Source organism: Sphingobium baderi (genome assembly GCF_001456115.1).
GTDB classification, from domain to species: domain Bacteria; phylum Pseudomonadota; class Alphaproteobacteria; order Sphingomonadales; family Sphingomonadaceae; genus Sphingobium; species Sphingobium baderi_A.
Genome location: NZ_CP013264.1, coordinates 2,737,061 through 2,762,559, shown reverse-complemented (window position 1 = coordinate 2,762,559; position 25,499 = coordinate 2,737,061). Strand labels below are relative to the sequence as shown.

Here is a 25,499-nt window from a genome sequence, read left to right as displayed (position 1 = left end):
CGGCATGCTGCGTCCCGGACAGATGCCGGCGCAGCGCAAGGCGGCTTTTCCCCCCAGCGTGGATGAAAATACACGCCTGCTGATCCTCGGCAGCCTGCCCGGCGACGCCTCGATCCGACAGGGGGAATATTATGCCCATCGCGGCAATGCCTTCTGGTCGCTGCTCGGCGACGTGCTGGGTGAGGATTTGCGCGGCTTGCCATACGCAATGCGTCTCAAAAGGCTGCGGATGCGAGGCGTGGGCTTGTGGGACGTCATCGAAAGCGCGGATCGGGAAGGCAGTCTGGACAGCGCGATCCGGGGCGCGGAATTGCGCGACCTTCCTATCTTTGTGTCGCGGTTTCCCATGTTGCGCGCAATCGCCTTCAACGGAAAAACAGCCGCGCTCCATGGGAGGCGGCAGATTGGCGAGGATAGCGGATTGGCGCTGATTGACCTGCCCTCTTCCAGCGGCGCTTACGCCTCCATGCCGCGTGAAAAGAAGGCCGAAGCCTGGCAGCTTTTGCGGCGCTGGATCGACTAGCTCGACCTTGATTCACTTGACGCGAACGTAAAGCATCTTTACCTCCGCCTTCGTTGCAGAAGAAAACGGAACCAGGCATGAGCGAAGCCATCTATTTCGAAGATATAAAACTGGGCGACAGCATCAGCTTCGGTCCGTTGACGGTCGATCGCGAGGAAGTGATCGAGTTCGCGGCCAAATATGACTTCCAGCCCTTTCACCTCTCAGACGAGGCCGCGGCCGAAACCCATTTCGGCAGCATCATCGCCAGCGGCTGGCACACGTTGGCGCTCTATATGAAGATGTTTCTGACCGAGATGCAGAAACATGGCTGGCAGGAAGCGAGCCTTGGCGGCATCGGCATTGACGAATTGCGCTGGCTAAGGCCAGTCCGTCCCGATGACACGCTTCGTGGCACGGCGGAAATCATCGAGACATCGGCATCACGAAGCCGCCCGGAAATGGGCATCGTGAAATCGAAGGTCATGCTGTTCAATCAACACGACGAACCCGTGTTGACCATGATTCCTATTACCATGGCGCGGACCCGGCCCACCGCCGCCTGAAAATCCTCCCTAAAAATCTTCGTCGTCCGGCTGCGGCGCAGGCAGGTTGGCCAACGCATCCGCAGCCATGATACGGATTTCCTGTCCCGGCGCACCGGCAATCTGGACAAGGTGCAGGCCCTCCCGCAGATCGAACCAGACGATCTTGCGGATGCCCGAACAGTCGGGACCATGACCATGGTCCGCTGCCACAACCGTAGACTTGTTATCGACCACATCGACCCAAGCCGCATCGGACAACGCGATGCCGACATGTGCCGGAACCCTGAGCGACAAAGTAAAAAGACCGCCCTGCCCCTGACCAGCGCCTTTGTCGGGAATTACTGCATAGTGCACATAAGCTGATGGTCGAAGCGTTGCCATTACAGGTTTTCCGAGGATAAGGGGAGGCGCGCTGACACTATCTCCTCCCGCGATGACGGCCCCGCTTTGCGTCCAACTCGTCCATGGCTCGGCAAGCGGCGTTGGGCTTTCACAGGCCGATTTCTCGCTCGTCTGCGCGAAGGCCGATAGCGGGATGGAAAATATGCCGAGCATCAGCATGTTTGGAAAATGCTTCATCCTCATTTCCTTCCGAACAGCTTTTCGATGTCGCCATGGCCCAGCTTCACCCATGTGGGGCGGCCATGGTTGCACTGGCCGCTACGGGGCGTGACTTCCATCTCACGCAGGAGGGCGTTCATTTCCGCCACGCTCAGCACCCGACCCGCGCGCACGGATCCATGGCAGGCCATGGTCGCGGCAATGAGGTCGAGACGCTCCTTGAGCGAAAGCGCGCTGTCATATGCGGCCAGATCGTCCGCCAGATCGGTGACGAGCCCCTGTGCGTCGGCCTGCCCCAAAATCGCGGGAATAGCGCGCACCAACATGGCCGAGGGACCGAAACGCTCCAGTTCCAGACCAAATTCGCGCAATTCCGGCACCCGCGCCTCCAACCGGTCGCAGGCAGGTTCGTCCAGTTCGACGACTTCTGGAAGAAGGAGCGCCTGTGAAGCCACCCCTTGCCCTTCCATCGCGCGGCGCATCCGTTCCAGCGTCAACCGCTCATGCGCCGCGTGCTGGTCGACAATGACGAGGCCGTCCTCCGCTTCCGCAACGATATAGGTGCGCGCCACTTGCCCACGCGCAACGCCGAGAGGAAAATTCTGGCCTTCCGGCGCAGGCGCTGCGGCAGTTTCGGCGCGAGCCTGCGGCGGGGGCGTGAAGAAACTGGCGCGCCGATCCGCGAAGATGGGGGACGCAGACGCGCTGGCATTTGCCGCCTCGAAGATGGGCATGGCACTGATCGGCGTTGGGGATATAGGCTCGCTTTTCCAGGCCGAAAGCGCAGCGGGATCGGCATGTTGAACGGCGCGGAAGCCTTCCGCATCCAGCGCGCGGCGGAGGCCGGATACGATCATGCCCCGGATCATTGCTGGATCGCGGAAGCGCACCTCCGTCTTGGCCGGATGGACGTTCACATCGACCTCCAGCGGCGGCACGTCCAAAAACAGGGCGACCACCGGATGCCTGTCACGCGCCAGCATGTCGGCATAGGCGCCGCGGACCGCCCCCACCAGCAGTCGATCGCGCACCGGTCGGCCGTTCACGAACAGAAACTGATGATCGCCGACGCCGCGATGATAGGTTGGGATCGACGCCACGCCCGACAGGCGCACCCCTTCCCGCTCCAGCGAGATGATGACATGATTGTCCGCCAGCGCCCGGTCGGTGAGTGCGGCCACGCGGTCCTCCCGCGAATCCCCTTCCTGCACGTTCAATATGCGGCGCCCGTCATGCTCCAGGCTGAAGGCAACGGAGGGGTGCGCCATCGCCAGTCGGCGGACGACATCCATGCAGGCGGCATATTCGGACTTGGAAGAGCGCAGAAATTTGCGGCGCGCCGGCACACGGGCGAAAAGCTCTTCCATCACCACGCGTGTTCCGGGTGGGAGCGCTGCGGGGCCTTCGCTCACCACTGCGCCATTATCCACCGTGCGATTCCAACCGTCCATCCCATGCGGGCGGCTGTCTATCGACAGTCGGGCCACGCTGGCGATGGATGGAAGCGCCTCCCCCCGAAAGCCGAGTGTCGCGACATTCTCGATTGCGTCATCGGGCAGCTTGGAGGTTGCATGACGTTCCAGCGCGAGCGCGATTTCGCCCGAATCCATGCCGCAGCCGTCGTCGCTGACCTCCACGCGATCAAGCCCGCCATTGGACAAGCGGATGACGATCCGTCTCGCTCCGGCATCCAGTGCGTTTTCAACGATTTCCTTGAGCGCGCTGGCGGGTCGTTCGACCACTTCGCCCGCGGCGATGCGATTGACCAGATGTTCGGGCAGACGGCGTATTGACATTAGTTAGTGACTAGCCCAAGCGAGCGCTTTCCGCGACCCACAGCCCCAGCTTTTTTTCGTCGGTCAAGGGCAGGCTGAACAGGATAAGGCATGTCGATTTTTTCGCGTCTCTTCAAATTCTCCTCTCAGGATATGGCAATCGATCTGGGCACCGCCAATACGGTGGTCTACGTGCGTGGGCGCGGGATTGTGCTGAACGAGCCTTCCGTGGTGGCGGTTGAAACCCTGAACGGGGTCAAGCGCGTCAAGGCCGTGGGCGACGATGCGAAGTTGATGATGGGCAAGACGCCCGATTCGATTGAAGCCATCCGCCCGCTGCGCGACGGCGTCATCGCCGACATTGACGTCGCCGAGCAGATGATAAAGCATTTCATCACGAAGGTGCATGGCGGCAAGCAGCGCCCTTGGCGCTTCCCCGAAATCGTGATCTGCGTGCCCAGCGGTTCCACCAGCGTCGAGCGCCGCGCCATCCGTGACGCGGCCAGCAATGCGGGTGCAAGTCAGGTGTTCCTGATCGAGGAACCCATGGCTGCTGCGATCGGTGCGGACATGCCCGTTACCGAACCGATCGGTTCGATGGTCGTCGACATCGGCGGCGGCACGACTGAGGTCGCGGTCCTCTCGCTGCGCGGCCTTGCCTACACCACCTCCGTCCGCGTGGGTGGAGACAAGATGGACGAAGCCATCGTTTCCTTTGTTCGCCGCCATCACAACCTGTTGATCGGCGAAGCCACCGCCGAGCGTATCAAGAAGCAGTTCGGCGTCGCCCAGCCGCCCGAAGACGGCGTAGGCGAAACGATCCACATCAAGGGCCGCGACCTGGTGAACGGCGTGCCCAAGGAAATCAGCATCAATCAGGGCCAGATCGCCGACGCGCTGGCCGAGCCGATCAGCACCATTGTCGAAGGCGTGCGGATCGCACTGGAAAACACGGCGCCCGAACTGGCGGCCGACATTGTCGATCAGGGCATCGTGCTGACCGGCGGCGGCGCGCTACTCAAGGGGCTGGACGACGAACTGCGCGATGAAACGGGACTGCCCGTCACCATCGCGGAAGATCCGTTGACCTGCGTCGCGATCGGCACCGGACGGGCGATGGAAGACCCGATCTTCCGGGGCGTGCTGCAAACCACCTAAGGCACAGGGGAACAAGAGATGGCGCGGCCACCCAGCCGACGCCCCGGCCATAACCGGAAGGCGCAATATAGCCTGTTCGCCAGCTATGTGGTGGCGGTGACTGGCGCGGTCGTCGGCCTGCTGCTGGTGGTAGTCGCCATATTCGATCCCACGGGTTTTGCCGCTATCCGAACCGGCGCGGCCGAATTGACGCGTCCGATGTCCACAGGCCTTCGCCACATGGTTAGCGGAGCGGCGTCCCTGGATGAAGTGCTGGCCGCCTATTGGCGCGCCGGCACACAGAATGTCGCATTGCGCCGGCAAGTGGAAGCGGATCGCAACCTCATCATCGAAGCGAAGGCTGTCGCGCAGGAAAATACGCGGCTGAAGAAGCTGTTGAAACTGGTGGATGAAGATGGAAGCGAGCTGCTTGCCGCCCGCCTCATCAGTTCCTCTTCCAGCAGTACGCGGCGTTTCGCGCGGCTGAATGCGGGCAGCTGGCAAGGGTTGAAGACCGGAATGCCGGTGCGTGCTCCCGAAGGACTGATCGGGCGTGTGCACATCACAACACCCAACACGGCCGAAGTGCTATTGCTGACCGACAGCAGCAATATCGTTCCGGTGCGGCGCGCCAACGATAATATTCCGGCGATTTCAACGGGTCTTGGCGACGGCACATTGGAAATCCGCGCATTGTCGGCAGGGCGCAACCCTTTCAAGCCCGGCGACCTGCTGGTCACGTCCGGCATAGGCGGCATCTATCAGCCCAATATTCCCGTTGCTGTGGTGGTCCGCGTACAAGGTGAAATCGGCTATGGCGTCCCGCTCGCCAACCCTTCGCGCGTGGATGCCGTCGTCGTGGAGCGCGCTTTCGAGCAGGTCGTGACCCGTTCTGAAGCCAACGCCCCCGTTGAGCAAGAGGCGCCCGCCGCAGAAAATGCGGCGGCCCGATGATCGACCGGCATCTTAACCATGCCACCCGACTTGGCCGCCATCCTTCCCGTTTCCGCTTGACCGGCACGCCGGTCATCACTGTCCTGGTGGGATCGATGGTCACGGCCCTGCCGGTAATTGCTCAATTTCCGTCCATGCCGCCCTTTGGCCTTCTGATTCTGCTCGCCTGGCGGTTATTGCGCCCCGAATTGTGGAGAGCATGGATCGGACTGCCGCTGGGGCTGTTCGATGACATGTTGAGCGGGCAACCTATTGGTTCCGCCATGTGTCTTTGGACACTGACCCTGATCGGCATCGACGCCATCGAACACAGAATGGTGTGGCGCGGCTATCGGCAGGACTGGCTTATCGCTTCGGTCGCGATTATCTTCTGCCTCGCTGGAGGCGTATTCTTCGCGCGCATCACCGGTGGAGGAGAAATCAAGCTGATACTGGTCGCGCCGCAGATGTTCTGGACGATATTGCTTTTTCCCTTCATCGTGCGGCAATGCGCCCGGATAGACAGCTGGCGCGTGATGGCATGAAATTTCCCCGTTCCAAGCGCAAGATCGTCACGGAAGCCACCCAGTCCTTCACCTTCACGCGTCGGGCCATGGTAGTGGGCGGGCTGCAAGGCGGTTTTGGCCTGTTGCTGGCTGGACGCATGGCGTGGATCAGCGTGGCGGAGAATGAGAAATACAAGCTCCTGTCGGAAAGCAACCGCGTCAATTTGACGCTCATTCCGCCGCGTCGTGGATGGATCATAGACAGGAATGGCCGGCCGCTGGCCAATAACCGCACCGATTTCCGTGTCGACCTGATCCCTGAGCGGGTGAAGGATGCCGAAGGCACCATCCGCAGCCTTGCCGCACTGCTGGCGCTGGAGTCGGATGAAATCGAGCGGATCAAGGAAGAGTTGGACAAATCGCCCGGATTCCGCCCGGTGCAGGTCGCGGACAAGCTGACCTACGATCAATATGCTGCCGTCAGCGTCCGCTTGCCCGACCTGCCCGGCGTCGCGCCCAGCCAGGGCTTTTCTCGCTATTATCCGGCGGGAGCGTCCGTGGGGCATTTGCTGGGCTATGTCGGCGCGGCTTCCGCCAAGGAATATGAAGAACGCAAGGACCCGCTGCTCATCACACCTGGCTTCAAGGTCGGCAAGGATGGTCTGGAACGGTCGTTCGATAGGGAACTGACCGGGAAACCGGGCGCCAAGCGGGTCGAAGTCACAGCGCGTGGCAAGATCGTGCGTGAACTGACCACCCGGCCGGATATGCCCGGCAACACCATCCGCCTGACAATTGACGCCGGATTGCAGGAATATGCGGGCCGGCGCCTTGCCACGCAGAGCGGTTCCGTCGTCATTCTCGATTGCCGCAACGGCGATGTGCTGGCCATGGCGTCCATGCCCAGTTTCGATCCCAACAGTTTTTCCGACGGCATCAGTCACCTGGAATGGGAAATGCTGTCGAAGGACGATCATGTCCCACTGCGTAACAAAACGTTGCAGGGGCTATATCCGCCGGGCTCTACCGTCAAACCCATGGTAGCGCTCGCACTACTGGAAGCGGGTGTCCAACCGTCCGAAACAGTGACCTGCGCGGGCGCGATCAGAGTTGGCAACACATTGTTCCACTGCCACAAAAGGCGCGGTCATGGCGCGGTCAACATGCGGACCGCCATTGCCCAAAGCTGCGACATCTATTTCTATCAGATGGCCCAGCGCATTGGCATGGACCGGATCGCCAGCATGGCGCGACGCGTGGGCATGGGACAGAAATTCCCCCTGCCCTTTCCCAGCCAGAGCTATGGAACGGTGCCGGACCCTGCCTGGAAGCTCAAGAAATATGGGCAGCAATGGCAGGTATATGACACGGTCAATGCCACCATCGGTCAGGGCTATATGCTGATCAACCCGCTCCAGATGGCGGTGATGGCGGCGCGGCTGGCCACGGGCAGGCAACTCATGCCCAATTTCATCCATGGCGCCGATCGCCCCGAAGCCGAGCCGGTCGGCGTCAATGAAGGCCATCTGGTCGTCATCCGCGACGCGATGAGCGCGGTGGTGAACGGCGGTGGAACGGGTGGCGCGGCGCGTATGAACATCCCGGGAGTGATGATCGCCGGTAAAACCGGCACAGCCCAAGTTCGCAGAATCTCCATGTCCGAACGCGCAGGCGGCGTACGCGGCAATGCCTCCTTGCCCTTCAAGCTGCGCGACCACGCCTTGTTTCAGGGCTTCGTTCCATTCGACAATCCGCGCTACGCGGTGGGCTGCATCATCGAGCATGGCGGTCACATCAACCGGGTTGAAGACGCGCCAATGATCTGTAGCGATACCTTGTCCTTCCTCTTCGACCCGAAGAAAGCGACGGAAAAGCTAGAAACGCTGGAAAAAGGCTGGGGCGGCACGCCCGCAGAGCGTCTGGCGCGGCAAACCGCCGCGTTTCGCCTTTCCAATGCAATCAAGAAGGGTGAAGTCCCAGCCCCCGAAGCCAGCAATGCGGCCCACGCAACCACACCGCCAATGTCGTCTGTGCCCGGCACGGCTCCGGAAGACGATAATGATGCGCCGCCGCCTCCGGGCTCAAATCCGGCCAGCGCGCCATGAGCATCATTCCCCAGCCCCTCACTGAACTTCCATGGCGCGTGCTGCTGTTGCTCCTGGCGATTGCCGCTTTCGGCACTGTCGTTCTTTACAGCGCTGCAGGCGGCAGCATGACGCCATGGGCTGTCAACCAGATCGTCCGCTTCATCCTCTTTTCGGTGATGGCGCTGGTACTCAGTCGGATAAGGGTGGAGACCTTCGCTCGTTTCGCTTTCCCTGCCTATGCGGCCGTCTTGATTGCGCTGGTGGTGGTCGAACTGGTCGGCGGAGTGGCGGGCGGAAGCCAGCGGTGGATCAATCTCGGTTTCATGCAGCTTCAGCCATCGGAGTTCATGAAACCCATCATCGTCCTTGCCGTCGCGCGATTTTACGCCCTGCTTTCCGTCGGAGAAATTCGCCGATGGAACGCGATCTGGCCCGCACTGGTCCTGATCGGCGTCCCTTGGTCGCTGGTCCTGATCCAACCCGACCTGGGCACGGCAACCATGATAGCGGCCGGTGGCATCACCGTCATGTTCCTGGCTGGGCTGCCTCTCCGTCTTTTCATCGGATCGGCATTGGCGCTGGCGGCCATCATCCCCATAGTTTTCAGCTTCTTGCATGATTATCAGCAAAAACGGGTTCTCATTTTCCTTGATCCTGAAAGCGATCCGCTGGGCGCTGGATACCATATCAGTCAATCGAAGATCGCCATTGGATCAGGTGGCATTTTCGGCAAGGGCTTCCTGAAGGGAACACAGAGCCACCTGGACTATTTGCCCGAAGGCCACACCGATTTCGTATTTGCGACCATGGCGGAAGAATGGGGGCTGGTGGGAGGTATTCTACTGATCTGCGCGTTCATGTTGCTGTTCCGGTGGGGCCTTCGCGTATCGACGCGCACGCAGGACAAGTTCGCCCGACTTGCCGCAGCAGGCCTTACCACCACCATCTTCTTCTACATGGCGATCAATCTGATGATGGTCATGGGGCTCGCACCGGTCGTCGGCATCCCCCTGCCTTTCATGTCCTATGGTGGATCATCGATGCTGACCGTGATGCTCTGCGTTGGCATCATCATGAGCATCGATCGGTCCTGCAGGCGAGGAAATCGGCCAAGTGATTGGTCCTGAAATCCGGCAGCGGGATTTTTTTCGGCGCTGCATCATTTTATGTTTGCAAGCCGGGAGGATCATGCTAACCGGCCGACCTCACGACGGAGCAGGCCACCAAGCTGCTCCAAACGATGTGGACGCATAGCTCAGTTGGTAGAGCAGCTGACTCTTAATCAGCGGGTCCTAGGTTCGAGCCCTAGTGCGTCCACCAAAATCTTCAATAAAATCGATATATTAGGTTCAGGCCGCTCCTGCCGGTCGCGTACGAAACGTTCCCGACGCGTGTTCTGGGCTAGTTTTGGATGAGCTTCATTGAGCTTTTGCTGGACGGTCTGAGATAAGCTCCATGGTTCCACGTACTGATCATTTGGGAACGAGACATACCCAGATCGGTCGGATTGGCTCACCGCGCACTTGCGGCCAGGGCAACCAGCCAACGCGATGACTTTAGACGACCCCTCCTTGCCACTTAGCCACCGAAATTCCATGTCCAGATGCGATCCGCCCGCTATTCTGGCAGCTCGCGACCAGCTTAAGACGTTCGCTGATCAGGTCTTTCCGTCTGCCACCTCCGTAGTCCGTGGAGCAGAATGCTGATCGACTCCGATCGTCGCTCCGGCCATCTCGCAAGCGCGGCTGCGCCAATAGGAAATGAGCGCGTCGAAAATCCTGTCGCCTACTTCTATGGGGTCGGCCCATTGCCGATAACTCGAGGCGCCTGCCATGATCAGATTGCTGTTGATCGCCCCGATCAGGCTGTCTGCTGCGATGTGAATAGGTAAAGGGTGGCAGGGCAGAGTGTCGAAAAGGTCCTGAAGCAAGGTGTCGCATAAAGCGTGGATGCGAGCGGACGCGGGCGAGGGATCGAATTGCGAGACGCTGGGAATTGCAGTCCCAGGTTCGCCCGAGTCATGTGAGCCGCTCAGGAAACGCGTGCCAAACAATTGCATGATGTGAATAGTGTAGCTTCGAGTACAGACAACATAGGCCTTGAGCCGAGCTTCGGGATCTTCGATGTCCTTCAGAGCAGCAAGGAGGCTTGCTTCGGATCGGCATAGCTCTGCGTCGCGAATGGCATCAAACAACGCGTCCCCGTCAGCAAAATAATGATAAACAACGCCTGTGGAATAACCTGCCTGTTGTGCAATTTTTCGCATCGTCACTTTTGAATGTGGCATCGTCGAAAACAGTTCACGCCCGATCTCGATGAGACGGAGGCGTACGCTTTCCTTGGCTTCATCGGAGCGCGCCCGAAGGGGGCGGCCAGGGCCCCCAGTTCGAGCTTTCACAGCGCTCTTCTCGGTCATCTATTCCCTTCCACATCGCTTTGGACCCAACGGTACATGCTGTCCGCCGAAGCCAATCGCTATCGTACTTATTAGTTGAACGACGTTATGTTACCGTGATAGATCCAATGCAAGCTGAAATCTGCACCGTTCAAAATGGCCGGGCAGTAGCTGCAAGGAGAGCGGTGGGATGGCGAGCAATACCGAAACGGTCTTGGAATTTCTTGAAGTCTTCCACACCAGCGATCCGGATTGGACCTATATGCCTCCTTCCTGGGCGAGACGTCCTACTACCAAGTGGGGTGCCCGACTCCGAACGTTTTTAAGGTCCCGAAGGGATCCGCAAGGCGATCGAGACACAATTCAAACTGTACGAAGACTGTGTCTGCAGGATCCACGCCGTCGGCGCATCCGGTCCATTCGTCTTCACCGAGCGAACAGACCATGTCACGATGCGACACAATGGAAAGCGCGTCTCGGCCAGGATGTCCGGTGTTTTCGAGCTCGACGCGCGCGGCAAGATCACGGCGTGGCGCGACTATTACGATCCAGTGCCGGTTTACCGGCAGATAGGCCTGTCCGAGCAGGAGCTTTACGCCACTGCTGAATAGCCGCTTTGGAATTCCACGATCCAGTCGCTCGAACGGCAAGGGGGCGGGTCATAACAGAATTGCGGGTACCCAAAAGCCCGCTTTGGCGAGAGGATTGTTGTCATGGCGGATGTTGAGCCAGGTGACCTGAGAGAGGTGAAGTCCTTCTGTCGGATCTGCACGGGTCTTTGCGGCACGATCGTGACGCTCGACAGGGATGACCGGATTGTCGCGACCCGCGGCGACAAGGATGACCCCCAAACGCTGGGTTTTGTCTGCTCCAAGGGCTCCAACGCGCCGGACTTTCACAACAGCGCCGATCGGCTGCTGCATCCGCTCAAGCGCATGCCGGACGGCAGTTTCCAGAAGATCGCGCTTCAGGACGCGCTTGCCGAGATCGGTGACAAACTTGCCGAGATTTACGAGCGTGATGGACCAGAAGCGATCGCGAGCTTCCGGGGATCGGGCGGTTTCTTCTATGCTGTCACGCTCAACCTGCTGACCGATTGGCTGGCAGCCCTTGGCAGCGGCAAAAACTATTCGACGCTGACAATCGACCAGTCGGCAAAGACCATCGTCATGTCCCGGCTCGGCTATTGGGCGGCGGGCAAGCATCGCGTGCAGTTCAGCGACGTTGCTTTCCTTATTGGCGCCAATCCGCTCGTCTCCATCACCCAGCTTGACTGTCGCAACCCGGTCAAACGGCTGAAGGAGCATAAGGCGCGTGGCATGAAGCTGATCGTCATGGATCCGCGCCACACGGAAACGGCACGCCATGCTGATCTCTTCGTCCAGCCACTCCCGGGACAGGACGGGCCGATCGTCGCTGCCGTCCTCAGAACGATCCTGGAAGAGGGATGGTACGACAAGGCATTTTGCGACGAACATGTCGCGGACCTCGATTTGCTTCGCGCAGCAGTGGCGCCCTTCGACGCGGTGTCAGTCGCGCACCGCGCCGACATCCCCGTTGAGCAGATCCGGCAGATTGCCGAGATGTTTGCCCGCGATAACAAAAAAGGCATCGCGAGCAGCGGCACGGGGCCGGACATGGGGCCCCATTCCAATGTAACCGAGCATCTCATCGAATGCCTCAATGTCGTGTGTGGCCGCTACACCCGAGAGGGCGAGGAAATCACGAACGCCGGCTTCCTCTTCCCGACCGGCTCTTTGCCGGCGCAGGTTGTCCGGCTGCCGCGGACCTGGGACATGGGTCCCAGAAATCGCATCAACGGTTATGGACCGGTCTGCGGCGAGATGCAGACCTCAGCCATGGCGGACGATATCCTCCAGCCTGGACCGGGACAGGTGAAGTTCCTGTTCAATCTTGGCGGCAATCCGGCCACCTGCGTGCCCGACCAGCGCAAGATGGTGCAGGCGCTGCGATCGCTTGAACTGTTTGTCAGCATCGAACCTTTCATGACCCCGACGGCGCATCTGTCGCACTACATCCTGCCGCCGCGGATGTTTTACGAGCGCGCTGACCTGCCGATGCACATCTTCGAGCAGGTGCTCTACCCGAGACCCTATACGCGTTACACGCCATCGCTCACCAATCCGCCTGCCGGCTCGGACGTTTGCACGGAGTTCGATGTCTTCTGGCATCTGGCAAAGCGGCTTGGCAAGACGATCCATTTCCACGGCATTCCGCTCGACATGGAACAGATGCCGACAGAGGACGAGATGCTGGCGATCGTGGCCCACAAGGCGCTCGCGCCCTGGGACGAGATCAAGCAGGAAACGCTGGGATGTTTCCGTGATCCCGGGACGGTCGCGCTGGCCTGCGATCCCAAGACCGCAGACCGCTTCACGACCATGCCGGACGATGTCCAAGAGGAGCTGAAGGCTCTGCTCGATGATGTCCCGACCTTTGGCGCGTTCAAGAGCAATGGCAGGACTTTTGGGTTCCTCATGTCGAGCCGGCGCCAACGGCATCGTTTCAACTCGATCGGCTTCAAGATAACCGAACTGCAGCGGGCTATGCCTTCGAATCTGGGTTATATGAACCCGGAAGACATGGAGACAATCGGCATCCGTGATGGCGACTGGATCCAGATCGAGTCCGACACGGGCGCAATCCAGGTTGTCGCGCAGTCGGATGCGAGCGTCCGCAAGGCTGTGATCTCTGTGTGCCATGGATTTGGCGGGCTTCCCGACGAAGATACCTATTTCGATGGAGGGGTTTCGACCAACCAGCTCATTAGCACCGATCGCGACCTGCAGACGATCAATGGCACTCCACGCATGTCGGGTATCCCTGTCGATATCACGCTGAGCAATGGTCCCGCCGAAGCGAATTGCCGTGCAGATAAGCGACAGCCTGTGGTGGTTGCGTGAAGCGAACATAAGCCCGACTGCTGGTGTAGACTGTTAAGCAATGATGTTGCCTGTGAGTACTACCGGTCGTTCACGGGCAAGGTTACACGCAGCGGCGGGATCTTCGGCCGATACGTGGCTCTGCACCCGCGCGTGGCTCGCCTGTCTTTGCAAATACATTTGCGGCGCTTAAACCTGAATGGCACAGCTGTCACACAAACGACGGTCGAGGGGCTTCACTTCAGGGGAACCGGCTCGCGCTCTAACTTGCAGATCGTCCGGAATAGCTGCCCGTTCTGATAATAGCGGCTAACTTTCTTGACAGCAGCAGCGCCTTAGAGAAGATATTCTCGAGAAATTGGGCAGATAATTCGCGATTTTTCTTTAAAATATCGGCTGATCCAAATTATAATAATGATAAGTTGGGCCTATGGAATTATCGATAAGAAAAATATTGATAGATATTGTTGCATGTGTCATTATTGTCAATTTCTGTTTTTTAGAATACTTCTAAAGTTCTAGAGCCGGTGCAACAATCGGCTGATGCATCGGCCAATGCCGATATCGTTGTTACCGCAAGGCGATCGGAAAGCGCCTTCAATCCGTACCCGTTTCAGTCACGGCTTTTAACGGCGACATATTTCAAACCTGAGCTTGCTTAGCAGAGCATCAATGACCTTAGACTCGGAAGTTCCGGTCGACATTTTTCTTCCCCGGAGGCGCCGATCGCGCCACTATGCGAAGCGATGCTAGTAGCGTCGCTTGATATCGGCAAGAATAGTCATTGACGGTCGGTTAAATACGATCCATCGAAGATGAGGATACGCCAACATTCACCTCATGGTCGACACGCGGCCTATGTCAACTGGCGTTTTATTCTTGCTCTTTATCGGGCACTCATCGGCCACTTTCCGCTCTCCAGGAGCAGGCAGTGTTCTATTCAAGCCGCTGTCGACCCTTTGGCGACGTTCAGCCGCCAACTCTCAGTTCCCATGTGCGGAACGACATCTGTGGATGGCTCCCGCGTTGCAAGCATAAAGTGATGATCTGGCATTTGGTCGGGTGCAGTCGTCTGTCCGGCCTATTGATGCAGTCGGTGTAGACTGCTGGCCCTGATGTGGTCCGCGAACAAGGTCCGATCGGCTTTGCAGGCTATGACGCCTAAGACGTTCCTTGGGTTGTCCTTGCTCCCGGTCCGACCGGTTTTGCCATCACATGCTTCGCTCTTACAACGTCTCGAAGCTGATCTCCTCAGCCAAGCTCTTGAACTATACTGCCGCTAGCATAGGCGCATGCCCACGTTCGAAGACACCGCCACGCGCCATGACCGCCCATGCGATCCGCGCCATCTTGTTGGCTATGGCGACGGAGGCGACGCGCGCAGGCTTTCTGGCGAGCAGAACGACAAAGCGCGGATCGACCGTGCTGGGTTTCTGCTTGGGGTAGCGGACGAGCGCGGTTGCGCCGACAACCAGGAGCTGCCGCAGATACCCGCGTCAGTATCACGGTCGCCGCTTCGTAGATGAGGGTGCACACGTGAGGAGCCCCGCGCCTCGAGATGTGACCGTCATAGTCAACTTCGCCAGACTGGTAACGCCGCGTCGTCAGGCCTAGCCAAGCGCCCGCGGAACGCGACTTGGTGAAGTTTGCAGGATCTTCGATTGCTGCTTCGAACGACGTTGCCGTAACCATCCCGACACCAGCAATCGACATAAGTAACTGACACGCCTTGCTCTGTCTGGCGCTAGTGATGCGTTGAAGGCTGAGGTCGGCTGCGCGAACGCGAAGGCTACGCCAGACCTCGAGGAGAGACAAAATTATGCATGCCAGCTCTTTCTCGCCAATGAGAAGCCGCCGAACATTGTCTTCGAACTTGCCGCCCTTGCCTGGTGGCGCCAACAACCGAAAGTCTTCATCAACCCACGAATTTGACTGTAAAGATCGGTTGTCATCCGGGTGAGCTTGATTCGTACGCCGATGAGCGTCCGCACCAACATGCTGTCATATCCTTTGACCCGTACTTCGCGGAAGAAGCCGACCTCAGCCAAATGGGCAAGACCGTCAGCGTCATTCGCATCGATCTTGTTCGGTGCCATGTCGAGAGCAGCTTTTGCATGGCGCGCATCGATACATATCGCTGGTAGCTCTTCGCTTGTCAGAGCGTGAAAAAACCAAACTGACAATGGCTCCATCTCAAACACGACGCGCTGTGGCGCTGGTGAATGTTTGCGTATCGCCGCCACCAGGAGCTTTGGATCTGACGGGCATTTGCCGCGCCAGATCCTTTTGCCGTCGTGTCGAATAAAAATGGCGGTTTCTTTCATCGACACGTCCAAACCGATATACTCACCCATGGCTGTTCTCGGTTAGATGCTTGGGCCCGGCCGCAAGTCGTGAGCCCATACTTCCATCCTATCGGGGAACAGCCACAAACCCCACATCCGGAGCCTCTACGGCGAATCGCTCCCGCGATTACCCCATGTGCTAATCTCCATGGCGGGTGGCTCCTTCTCGGGTTTGCATGACAGCAACCCATCTTGGCACTTAGATGCCGTGAGCGGGAGCCATCCGCCGCATCCGCTTCAATGCAGCAGGGCGACTGATAACTGCAGCTAAAAGCCCCGCTTTATAGATTAGTCACCGAATTCGAACGGCTTCACGGAATTCCGTTGGCGTCATTCCCGTTTCCTGTCGGAAGGACGTGGAAAATGCAGCGGCGCTAGTAAAGCCGCAGCGATAGGCGATCTGTTTCACCATATCTGCCTCTTCCAAAAGCAACCTTTTGGCTTTCTCGAGCTTTGCAGTGGTAACATAATGGCGGAGGGTTTGTCCCGTGGCTTCGCGGAACTTCAGTGAAAATACAGGCGCGCTCATTGTGACCATGGTGGCGAATTCCTTTACGGACGGCGTAGGTCCGTCCTCATCGTGAATACGCTCAATAATGCTTTGCAGACCCGCTCCGCTTAGCGACCCTTGGTCGGAAGGCTCGAAGCTTTGGTGGTTATCCATTTTGCGTTTCAGCTGCGCCGCCAGAAATATCAGCGTGCACTCGACCTGTAATTCGCTGGCGAAGCTAGGCGCGAGCGCCTCCTGACGGAGGCGCTGAACCGCAATCTGCACGAATGGATCGCGAACGTCGAATGCTAGCGAAGGGTCAATACTCGTCCAGTTCCATCCTGTCGCTTGTTCAAAGCCCAGGGCTTCAAGATCGAATAAACATGAAACAGTGTGTCTTGCTCCTCGAGTGAACCTGCAGTGCACGGGCTCGTCACGCGGCACGAACATCACTGAACCAACGCGAATTTCTTCGTTGTGAGGCCGGTTTAGAAAACGGTTCCAGATTGGCTGCCCCGGACTGAGCGTCGCCTCGAGCAAGGACCAAGGTGAGTGATAAATACCATTGCCCTCGCGGGGGCAAACCGACGTGTGTACCCGCAACTGATAGGCATTGGCGCAAAGGCTAGGCTTCGATCGCACTTCGAAATCAATGTCGCTTGAAATTGCGACATCGAGCGCGTTGTCACTGAGCATTTTCCCCTCCTTTTTTGGTCAAGGATAGGCTGCGAGAGGGAAAGTTCAAGCGTCGCGATGGAGGGTCAGGCGTCCAACGCCAGGCGTGCGTCGGCAAAGGCCGCGGAGTGCGACGCGATCCCGCCATCAACAAACAATTGTTGGGCGGTCACGAAGCGCGATTCATCCGAGGCCAGATAGAGCGCGGCGTCCGCGACATCTTCTGGCTCACCGATAAAAGGCGTCAGGTGATGCCGCTCCATAAGAGTTTTGACCTCCGGCGGATATCCCTCCTTCGCGGCCTGGGTCATGATCATACCGATGACCAGGATGTTGGAGCGAACCCCCTGCTTCCCATATTGCGCGGCGATGTTTTGAGACAGACTGACCAATGCCGCTTTCGAGGCCGCATAGGCGGTATAAAGCATATCCCCCTGCGACCCCCGCGCGGATCCACTGAATATGATTGATCCGCCGCCATTGGCGATCATCACCGGGATGACGTGCTTGGCTACGATCGCCGGGCCGCGAAGGTTCACTGCTAGAACCCTGTCCCACAGCTCGGACGTAACCGTCACGAGGTCGCGATCGCTGTTCATTGTCCCTGCATCAGTAAGAGCTGCGTTGTTGTAAAGGACATCAATCCGTTCATATCGGGCACAGACAGTGGACACCATCGTGGTGATCATTTTCTCGTCTGCGATGTCTGCGACAAGGCCAATGGCTTCCCCGCCCGCTCTACCAATCGCCTCGGCAACGCGCTCCACTGCTTCTTGGCGCCGGCCCACAGCAACCACTGTGGCGCCCTCTTGTCCAAAGCGCATCGCGGCGGCCTCGCCGATGCCAGAGCCGGCGCCAGTCACTATCGCCACCTTTCCCTGCAACCTTCCCATCTCCACCTCCCTCTCATTTTGTACTTCGACGATGCGGTCTAAGAAGGCGGCCTGTCAAAGCGATACGCAATTCAACGAAGGTGATCGCAATTCACCTGAAGTGACGGGACTGGCCGCCACAGCAAGGTTTAGGCCATCTTCTTCTTGGATCTGACGGTCCCAACGGCGGCGGAACATGGGAGGGAAATTGATGGCGACCGATACAATTGCACGAATGGTGTTGGATACCTCCGCACTCAGCGAGGTCGATCGCCCTGTCTATGAATGGCTACGCGACCATTTTGGAACTGAGCCGCAGAATTTTCGCCGACAGCTTCGGTGGAGGATCAGTTGGGAAGCCGATGTTGAGATTGACGGTCGCCTGCAGGGCGTGTTGGTCCGCGGGGCACGGGGCAAGGCGACCCGCTATCCGATAACGCTTCATCAAGAAGGCCAAATCCACCATGTGATGGAACGCCATGGCGTATTGGCCCCCAAAGTGTACGGCATGATTGAAGATCCCGTTGCAATCGTGATGGAGCGGTTGCCGGGAACCATAAACACCGAACTCATCGAGGATTCAGCAGACCGCGCCAAGGTCAGGCGTGAATTCATAGAGGCCTTGGCCAAGCTGCACGCGATCCCGGTCGGGGAGTTCGGCGCCATCGGACTAACTGTTCCCAAAAGCGCGCGCGACCTTGCATTAAATCTTTACAAGCCTTGCATCGACATTGTCCGTGCTGCCTTCGTCGATCGTCCGTTTCCGCTTACTGAATTCTATGCGCTTTGGCTCGAGCGCAACGCGCCGGAAGATCGCGATCGTCCTGGATTTGTGACGGCTGACGCCGGCCAGTTCCTCTATGATGATGATCGGTTCACGGGCCTCATCGATTTCGAGGTCTCCTATATTGGTGATCCAGCCGCCGAGTTCGCGGGAATGCGCCTACGTGATACGACAGAACCGCTGGGCGACATCACTGAGCTGCGAAAATATTATGAAGCATTGACTGGCGATAAAATTCCGCTGCGTGCGATCGCGTATCACTCAGCTGGATTTGCGGGCACCAACAGCATGTTGATGTGGCCAATGATGTTCAAGCCAGAGGTTCAGAATGATTACGTGGCGTATCTGCAATTCTGCGTCGCCACCAGCCGCTGGGGCTTGCAGGGCATTGCCGAAAGTCTGGGTGTTCGGCTGGACAATGTGCCCGATCCCGAAGCGAATTCGGCGGTTCCCTACGATGCAGCGCCTGAGCAATTAATCAATATGATGACGTCGTGGGAGACCGACGACACCGAATTGCGGTTTCACCTCGATACCGCGGCCGTCCTGGGGCGCTACCTCCAGCGCTGCGCGCTCTATGGGGGGGGCATTTTAGCCGCCGATCTTGCCGATGCTGCAGCGCTCACTGGTCAGCAGGTTAAAACACGGCGCGAAGCGGACGCCGCAGTCGATGCTTTTGTGCGGGCAGCTGGGCCGGAAGAAGACAGGACTCTGGTGGCATTTTTCAACAGATGGCTGTCACGTCAGAACTTTTTGCTCATGGGTTGCGGGTCGCAATCCTATCTCACCAAGACGACGCTGCAGCCGATCAAGGCCTGACGGCAAACCTTTTAAAAAGTGCTATTTGGGAGTTGGGCTATGGTTGATAGCACGAGAGCACGCGTCGCTATTTGGTTTGCTACCACATCAGCGTGCGCTTTGGCGGTGCCGGCCCATGCACAAGACACGGTTGGTGCATCGGTGGACCAGGGGTTAGCCGATATTGTCGTGACAGCGCGAAGAACGGCTGAATCTCTTCAGACAACGCCGGTTTCCGTGACTGCGATTGATGATACCAAACTCGTCCAGGCGCAGGTCCAAAATGCGAAAGATCTGCAGCGCCTTGCACCCAACTTGAACGTGGCGACAGGATCGCCCTCGGTTTCGGGCTATGCCTTCGTCTCGATTCGCGGTCAGTCCCAAGTAAACCCGGGGAGCGCCTCCGACCCGGCCGTCGGCATCTATATTGACGGTGTTTATATCCCCCGCCCTTCGCAGGGCCTCTTCGACTTCGCTGACTTAGATCGAGTAGAGGTACTGCGCGGTCCGCAGGGTACATTATTTGGTCGCAACACCACCGGTGGAGCGCTCAACATCATCACCAAACAGCCCAACGGAGAATTCGGGGCGGAAGCGCGCGTCTCTTATGGAAACTATAATACGCTCGACGCGAGCGGAACGCTCAATCTGCCGGTTACCGGCTCCGCGCTTTCGGCCCGCATCACTTACAGCTTCAACAGAGATGACGGCTATGGCCACAATGAAACCCTGAACCGCAGGACCTTTGATCAGGCAGCTAATCATTTCGTCCGAGCCAAACTGCGATGGGCGCCCGAGGGAAGCAATTGGGATGTCACCTTGTCCGGGGACTATAATTATCGCCGTGACAGCGGCCAAGATGTTGCACTTGCTGGATTCAACGCCACGGCGCTAACCGCGATCGTGACGCCGCTAGTTGGTATCGTGCCCAGTCTTGCGCCGCTTGCCGACCTCACTCCGATCCTGACCCCATATCTGCAGCGCAAGAATAATTTTTATAGGAGCTATGGTACGACCGGTCCGCTCGGAGAGACGCCGATGGATGTCCTCAAGGCTGGAGGCGGCTCGTTAACGATCAATGGTGACCTTGGCGCTGTGAAGCTGCAATCGATTACAGGCTATCGTTACAGCCGGACCGATGCGGTGATTGACCTGGATGGAACGCCGCTCGAGCTTGCACAGAACCATACCGGCTTTGGATCCAAGCAGATTTCCCAGGAGCTACAGCTTTCGGGCGATGCCGGTTCCTTGAGCTGGATAAGCGGTCTCTATTTTTCGCGCGAGACCGGCGACGAGCAATCGCTTTTTCAGTCGCTGGGCGTGCTTGGGCTGCCGCCACTTCTCAATGACGGAGACGTTCTGAACATATCACGCGGTATTTATGCTCAAGGATATTATGAACTGGCGCCCGGTCTAAGACTGGCGTCTGGCCTGCGTTGGACCTGGGATAAGCGCAAGGTCGTGCTCCATAACCGGTCAGTCTATAACGATATTGCGACCTGCAATGTGGCTTCGCCGGATGGCGGTAATGTGCCGCCATGCGATCAGACCGAGACTACCAACTTCAATTATCCAGCCTGGACCTTCGGTCTGGACTATCAAGTGACCTCAGATCTCTTCGCCTATGCCAAAACGAGCGGTGCGGCGATGGCAGGCGGATGGAACTTGCGCTTCGGGTCGATACCAGCCTTCTCCCCGGAGAAGGTGAGAGACATCGAAATCGGCTTCAAGGCGGAATTGTTTGACCGTCGGGTTCGGTTCAATGTTGCGTTGTTCAACGCCTGGCAGCGCGATGTTCAGCGCAACCTCAACATCGTTGTTACGCCCACGTCCGTCACTCAATATGTCGTGAACGCGGGCAACGCCCAAGTGCGCGGAGCAGAGTTCGAACTCGCGGCAAAACCTTGGCACGGAATGGAGCTTTCCGGTTCGATCGGCCTCCTTCACGGTCGATACGACAAAGGGAGCTTCCTCGACACACAGATCGTCAATGGTGCGCCTGTTGTCGTGGATCGCAGCGGGGAACCGCTGCCCCAGCTTGCCAAATTCAATGCGACAGTGGCCGCCACACAGACATTCGAAATGCCATGGGGCGCAATCGAGGCGCATGGGGATTTTGCCTATATCAGTTCGCAGTCCTTCAGTCCCGTTACAGCGGCTCCAGGCATCTCGTCCGCCGATCGCGCGATTATTGACCAGCAGAATGCGCTCAGCCGTATTCCAGGTTACGGCATCTTCAACCTGCGATTGAGCGCCGATCTTGACGAGCCGCGCCTGGAGATCGGCGCTTTTGTACGGAATCTCTTCGATAAGAAATACAACACGCGCACGTTCAGTGATCTCTATTCAGGTCCGCTGGCAACCGCGGTGGCCTTTCCTGGCGCACCCCGAGTGTATGGGGTGTCAATTGCCTATCATTTCGGATCACTCGCCAAATAATATGAATGAAGGAGTCTGTCATGCATCCCAATGAACGCCGAGTCCGGGAAATTCTCAACATCGTCCACTCGGGGCGTGTTTCAGGCAAGGGTCTCGAGGACTATTTTACCCCAGATGCCTATTACCAACCCCTTGTTCCCGCAGTCGCGCCAATTGTCGGGCCAGGTGAGATCGTCGCGGAGATCGCGCGGCAATTGACAGTGTACAAGGATCTGCACGCCGAGATTCACATCATAATGGCGGATGACGCCCATGTTTTCACAGAGCGCACGGATCATGCCACTTTTGCCGACTTGGGGAACAAGCGCGTTAGCGTTCCGGTCATGGCAGTTTTTGACTTCACTGACGGCCTAATCACCGCATGGCGCGAGATTTTCGACACTCGCGCTGCCGAGGCACAGATCGGCGTCGATCAAAAGGCAATGTCGAAGATCATGGGCCAATAGCGCAAAGTGTCGCTTTGCGCGATCTAGGTGCATAAATTTTGCTCTTCGCCGTGCATCCTGCCTTATCAGGATGCACGGCGAAGTCATTCAAGCCCTGAAACGACCCTTTGCGGCCGTTCGGGAGGCAATTTCCGTCCTCTAGATGCAGACCGGCAGCTTACAATCGACGGTTTGGGATTGGCCGACAATCTGACCACAGCATGCGGCCATCGGTACCCACTCAGACCATGTGCAGCCCGTCCAGCAGGACCAGACTAATTGCCCCAAGGCCCAACAGCGAGAAGACTGCCGCCGCTGCGACTCTTCCGCCGCCCTTGGCGACGGTGCCAAGGTCCACGCCGAGACCGAGCGCGGCCATAGACATGACGGTCAGCAACGTGGCGACGTAACCGATCGGTGCAATGACGGCCGTTGCTACCAGCCCTAACGAGCGGCAGGCCACCAACGCCAAAAAGCCGATGATGAACCACGGCACCAAATTCGCCAAATCGAGCCGCTTGACCGCCGACGGACCTGGGTTGAACCCATCAATGCGCGCAGCCTGCGCTGCGAGAAGTGGTGCCACCAGCGAAAGGACGAGGCACACCGGCCCGAGCATCAGCACGCGCACCAATTTGACTAACGTGCCCATTTGCACGGCAGTGGCGCCCAGCGGCGAGGTCGCCGCAATGACCTGCGGAACAGCATAGACTGTAAGCCCGGCGAGCGTGCCGAACGCAAGCCCGCTCATACCCAGCGCAATGCCAAGCAGTGGCAGAGCAAGCACAACGATCACCCCTAGCACCGCTGTGAAGGCAATCGAGGCCGCCACGTCTTCACTGTCTGCACCGATGACCGGTGCGACGGCCGCGATGGCCGAGTTGCCGCAAATCGAATTGCCGCACGCAACCAGAAGCGCCATGCGGGTCGGCAATCTCAGCAGCCGACCGATGCCGAAGCTAAGTAGGATGGCACTCGCCACCACACCGGCGATCCCAGCGAGCAAGGGTAGCCCTGCAGCCAGGATGGTTGCGCCACTAACCGAAGCGCCGAGCAGGACGACGGCCGCTTCCAGCAGATATTTTGCACTCCATGCAATGCCATCCTGCCAGCGATTGCCGGGGACCCAAAGGCTACGCACGACGGTGCCTATCAAGATGGCGAGGACCAGCGCTTCCGCCCACGCCTTGCCGGCAAGTGCGCGTTCGCCAGCTTCCAAGGCATAAGCTGCTCCGGTCAAGGCGAGGCAGAGGCTGATACCCGGCAGAACGGCAACGACCCTGCCGCTTGAACTGTTCGACGATGTTGGCTGATGAGCAAGACTGGTCAACATATTTTCCCTTCGCCGCTCGATCTATGTTTCCCCGATCGATCGCTCCAACGAAGGTTGTTTGTGATTCTAATCGCCAAATGTGATTGATGCTGATACTGATATGGCATGACGTTGGAACAACTTCGGATCTTTGTCGGCGTGGCCGAACGCGAACACATGACGGCCGCAGCGCGCGCCCTCAATGTCACGCAATCCGCTGCATCGGCTGCAATTGCCGCACTGGAGGAAAGGCATACGATCAAGCTGTTTCACCGCGTGGGGCGTGGCATCACTCTGACCGAGGCGGGACAGCTGTTCCTGACCGAAGCCCGGGGCGTGCTTGCTCGCGCCGGCGCGGCAGAGCATGTGCTCGAAGAACTGAGCGGGTTGAAGCGAGGCACGCTTCGCATTGTCGCCAGCCAGACCATTGCGGCTTATTGGCTACCGCCGATCCTTGCTAATTTCCACGACTGCTACCCGACGATCGGGATCGAACTGGCAATCGGCAATACCGAACAGGCAGCGGCCCGAGTCCATGACGGCGAGGCTGATCTAGGCATCGTTGAGGGCGAGATCGACGATCCATCGTTAGCGCATTGGCCGATAGGTGAGGATCGACTGTTACTGGTCGGCGCAGAGCCTTTCTCAGAAGCGCGTGTCGATGAAGCCTGGTTGCGCCAGGCCCGATGGGTACAGCGCGAGCCAGGGTCGGGCACCCGCTCCACGCTCGACAGCTATTTGCGTGCCCGTGGCATCGATCCCGCCACGCTTGATGTCGCGCTGGTGATGCCGTCCAACGAGAGCGTTCGTACCGCCGTGGAAGCTGGTGCTGGCGTTGCCGTTTTATCGGCGTTGGTCGTCGCACCGGCTATTGAGGCAGGCATGTTGCACGCCGCCCCGATCGCCCTTGATCCTCGCCCCTTCTTTGGAATGCGCCACAAGGAACGCTATCGCACCAAGGCAGCCGACGCCTTGCTGCAGGTAATTAGCATGAAGGGTACCGTTACAGAGCCGCATGAACGAGCGACATAGGACGCTATCGACCCTCTCCGCAGTCGCTGCCTTCCTTGCCGTTCCGAGACTGATTCTCAAATTCCAGGTGCTGATGTTCCGCTTACTGTCGCGCTGCAGAAGGTGGGGGGCCTTCCGGGAGGGGAATGAACTCCCCATGATCGGCAATCGGGCAGCTTCATGCGCCCCGCCTTCCAGTCGGCTGCAGCCTGCGCCAGCCGATTCTGGGATGACGACACGAAAGTCCAGTAGAGGAAACGCTCGCCAATCGGTTCGCCGCCGATCAGCATGACACTGCTATCTTCCAACGCCCGCAGTTACGACGCCTGCCCGTCCAAGATCATCATTTTGCCGGCCCCATAGGTTTCACCATCCAGTTCGATCGCGCCACGTGCAACATAGACCGCGCGCTCGGGTTGATCTGTCGGGATGCCCGCAACCGCATCGGGCACCATGTCGAGATGGGCATAGAAAAGCGGAGAATGGGTGCGCGCAGCGGCCTTGAGTCCATAGGCTGCACCGGCAATCAGATGACAGCTCACGCCACCCTCCTCCCAGTGCCGCAGGTCAGCCCCGCCATGATGGGAAAAGCTCGGATCGCTCTCCTCATCCTCCCTGGGCAAGGCAACCCAGGCCTGGATCCCATGTAGATGATTGCCCACCGCGCGGGCCTTCTCGAATCGCTCGCTATGCGTGATACCGCTGCCGGCGGTCATCCAGTTCACCTCCTGCGGGCGGATGGTCTGGACCGATCCCACGCTGTCGCGGTGCATGATCTCACCCGAAAAAAGATAGGTAACGGTGGAAAGCCCGATATGGGGGTGCGGGCGTACATCGAGATCCTGTCCCGCCCCCGCCGCAACGTCGAGCGGTCCCATATGATCGAAGAAAATGAAAGGGCCAATCATCCGCCGCTTGGCTTAAGGAAGCACCCGTCCGACCTCCAGCTCGCCGCTCAGGCTGCGCCGGCGCTGCTCGATTACCATCTCGATCATCCTAAC

19 protein-coding genes, 1 tRNA gene and 2 pseudogenes are annotated in these 25,499 nt (G+C 58.7%); 14 read left to right on the top strand and 8 right to left on the bottom strand.

What is annotated here, in order from left to right:
* Positions 1–4: 4 nt before the first annotated feature.
* Complete coding sequence (locus tag ATN00_RS13600; RefSeq protein WP_062065554.1) at positions 5–523, top strand: DNA-deoxyinosine glycosylase; 519 nt, start codon at positions 5–7, stop codon at positions 521–523.
* A 77-nt stretch (positions 524–600) separates the two neighbouring features.
* Positions 601–1,068 carry a MaoC family dehydratase gene (locus ATN00_RS13595; RefSeq protein ID WP_062065551.1) on the top strand — a complete coding sequence of 156 codons (468 nt, stop codon included), beginning with the start codon at positions 601–603 and terminating at the stop codon, positions 1,066–1,068.
* A 9-nt stretch (positions 1,069–1,077) separates the two neighbouring features.
* Here ATN00_RS13595 and ATN00_RS13590 read toward each other — a convergent pair whose 3' ends face one another.
* Together ATN00_RS13590 and mutL are read right to left on the bottom strand one after the other, a co-directional pair.
* A complete protein-coding gene (locus tag ATN00_RS13590) occupies positions 1,078–1,629 on the bottom strand; it encodes a hypothetical protein (protein WP_231746281.1) in 552 nt (183 codons plus the stop codon).
* A 2-nt stretch (positions 1,630–1,631) separates the two neighbouring features.
* The gene (gene mutL, locus ATN00_RS13585) at positions 1,632–3,407 is read right to left on the bottom strand and encodes a DNA mismatch repair endonuclease MutL (RefSeq protein ID WP_062065548.1); all 1,776 of its coding nucleotides are present in this window, start codon (positions 3,405–3,407) and stop codon (positions 1,632–1,634) included.
* Between the two features lie 90 nt (positions 3,408–3,497).
* Between mutL and ATN00_RS13580 the strand changes: the two genes are divergently transcribed.
* The 6 genes from ATN00_RS13580 to ATN00_RS13555 all read left to right on the top strand — a co-directional run bounded on the left by ATN00_RS13580 (position 3,498) and on the right by ATN00_RS13555 (position 9,369).
* Complete coding sequence (locus ATN00_RS13580) at positions 3,498–4,544, top strand: rod shape-determining protein (protein WP_021246840.1); 1,047 nt, start codon at positions 3,498–3,500, stop codon at positions 4,542–4,544.
* Positions 4,545–4,562: 18 nt separating this feature from the next.
* Positions 4,563–5,477, top strand: coding sequence for a rod shape-determining protein MreC (gene mreC / locus ATN00_RS13575; RefSeq protein ID WP_062065545.1), 915 nt, complete (start codon positions 4,563–4,565; stop codon positions 5,475–5,477).
* Positions 5,474–6,001 carry a rod shape-determining protein MreD gene (gene mreD / locus ATN00_RS13570; protein WP_062065542.1) on the top strand — a complete coding sequence of 176 codons (528 nt, stop codon included), beginning with the start codon at positions 5,474–5,476 and terminating at the stop codon, positions 5,999–6,001. Before mreC ends, mreD begins: the two co-directional genes overlap by 4 nt.
* Positions 5,998–8,067 (top strand): penicillin-binding protein 2, encoded by a 2,070-nt coding sequence (mrdA, locus tag ATN00_RS13565; protein WP_062065539.1) that lies wholly within the window; start codon positions 5,998–6,000, stop codon positions 8,065–8,067. The genes mreD and mrdA overlap by 4 nt, the downstream gene beginning before the upstream one ends.
* A complete protein-coding gene (gene rodA / locus ATN00_RS13560; protein ID WP_062065536.1) occupies positions 8,064–9,176 on the top strand; it encodes a rod shape-determining protein RodA in 1,113 nt (370 codons plus the stop codon). Before mrdA ends, rodA begins: the two co-directional genes overlap by 4 nt.
* A 117-nt stretch (positions 9,177–9,293) precedes the next feature.
* A tRNA-Lys gene (locus ATN00_RS13555) sits at positions 9,294–9,369 on the top strand.
* Between the two features lie 337 nt (positions 9,370–9,706).
* On the opposite strand, the gene ATN00_RS13550 is transcribed toward ATN00_RS13555, so the two are convergent.
* A complete protein-coding gene (locus ATN00_RS13550) occupies positions 9,707–10,465 on the bottom strand; it encodes a TetR/AcrR family transcriptional regulator (protein WP_062065533.1) in 759 nt (252 codons plus the stop codon).
* A gap of 317 nt (positions 10,466–10,782) precedes the next feature.
* Here ATN00_RS13550 and ATN00_RS22950 point away from each other — a divergent pair, with 317 nt between their 5' ends.
* Both ATN00_RS22950 and ATN00_RS13545 read left to right on the top strand, forming a co-directional pair.
* The gene (locus ATN00_RS22950; protein ID WP_082635215.1) at positions 10,783–11,055 is read left to right on the top strand and encodes a limonene-1,2-epoxide hydrolase family protein; all 273 of its coding nucleotides are present in this window, start codon (positions 10,783–10,785) and stop codon (positions 11,053–11,055) included.
* 102 nt (positions 11,056–11,157) lie between these two features.
* Positions 11,158–13,368 carry a molybdopterin-containing oxidoreductase family protein gene (locus ATN00_RS13545; RefSeq protein WP_062065531.1) on the top strand — a complete coding sequence of 737 codons (2,211 nt, stop codon included), beginning with the start codon at positions 11,158–11,160 and terminating at the stop codon, positions 13,366–13,368.
* 1,470 nt (positions 13,369–14,838) lie between these two features.
* On the opposite strand, the pseudogene ATN00_RS13540 reads toward ATN00_RS13545, so the two are convergent.
* The 3 genes and pseudogenes from ATN00_RS13540 to ATN00_RS13530 all read right to left on the bottom strand — a co-directional run.
* Positions 14,839–15,701 (bottom strand): annotated as a pseudogene (locus ATN00_RS13540) (IS110 family RNA-guided transposase); the annotation flags it as partial.
* Positions 15,702–15,984: 283 nt separating this feature from the next.
* Positions 15,985–16,878 carry a helix-turn-helix domain-containing protein gene (locus tag ATN00_RS13535; RefSeq protein ID WP_062065529.1) on the bottom strand — a complete coding sequence of 298 codons (894 nt, stop codon included), beginning with the start codon at positions 16,876–16,878 and terminating at the stop codon, positions 15,985–15,987.
* 65 nt (positions 16,879–16,943) lie between these two features.
* The gene (locus ATN00_RS13530) at positions 16,944–17,750 is read right to left on the bottom strand and encodes an SDR family NAD(P)-dependent oxidoreductase (protein ID WP_156415281.1); all 807 of its coding nucleotides are present in this window, start codon (positions 17,748–17,750) and stop codon (positions 16,944–16,946) included.
* 190 nt (positions 17,751–17,940) lie between these two features.
* Here ATN00_RS13530 and ATN00_RS13525 point away from each other — a divergent pair, with 190 nt between their 5' ends.
* From ATN00_RS13525 to ATN00_RS13515, 3 genes are read left to right on the top strand one after another with little or no spacing between them, the layout of a single operon-like run.
* Positions 17,941–19,332, top strand: coding sequence for a phosphotransferase (locus ATN00_RS13525; protein WP_197413601.1), 1,392 nt, complete (start codon positions 17,941–17,943; stop codon positions 19,330–19,332).
* A gap of 39 nt (positions 19,333–19,371) precedes the next feature.
* Positions 19,372–21,750 (top strand): TonB-dependent receptor, encoded by a 2,379-nt coding sequence (locus ATN00_RS13520; RefSeq protein WP_082635213.1) that lies wholly within the window; start codon positions 19,372–19,374, stop codon positions 21,748–21,750.
* A gap of 20 nt (positions 21,751–21,770) precedes the next feature.
* A complete protein-coding gene (locus ATN00_RS13515) occupies positions 21,771–22,196 on the top strand; it encodes a nuclear transport factor 2 family protein (RefSeq protein ID WP_062065520.1) in 426 nt (141 codons plus the stop codon).
* A 220-nt stretch (positions 22,197–22,416) separates the two neighbouring features.
* Here the strand turns inward: ATN00_RS13515 and ATN00_RS13510 are convergent, their stop codons facing one another.
* On the bottom strand, positions 22,417–23,508 hold the full coding sequence (locus tag ATN00_RS13510; RefSeq protein WP_082635211.1) for a YeiH family protein: 1,092 nt from the start codon (positions 23,506–23,508) through the stop codon (positions 22,417–22,419).
* 105 nt (positions 23,509–23,613) lie between these two features.
* On the opposite strand from ATN00_RS13510, the gene ATN00_RS13505 reads away from it, so the two are divergent.
* Positions 23,614–24,519 carry a LysR family transcriptional regulator gene (locus ATN00_RS13505; RefSeq protein WP_062065517.1) on the top strand — a complete coding sequence of 302 codons (906 nt, stop codon included), beginning with the start codon at positions 23,614–23,616 and terminating at the stop codon, positions 24,517–24,519.
* 82 nt (positions 24,520–24,601) lie between these two features.
* Here ATN00_RS13505 and ATN00_RS13500 read toward each other — a convergent pair.
* Positions 24,602–25,493: pseudogene (locus ATN00_RS13500) on the bottom strand (pirin family protein).
* Positions 25,494–25,499 lie beyond the last annotated feature (6 nt).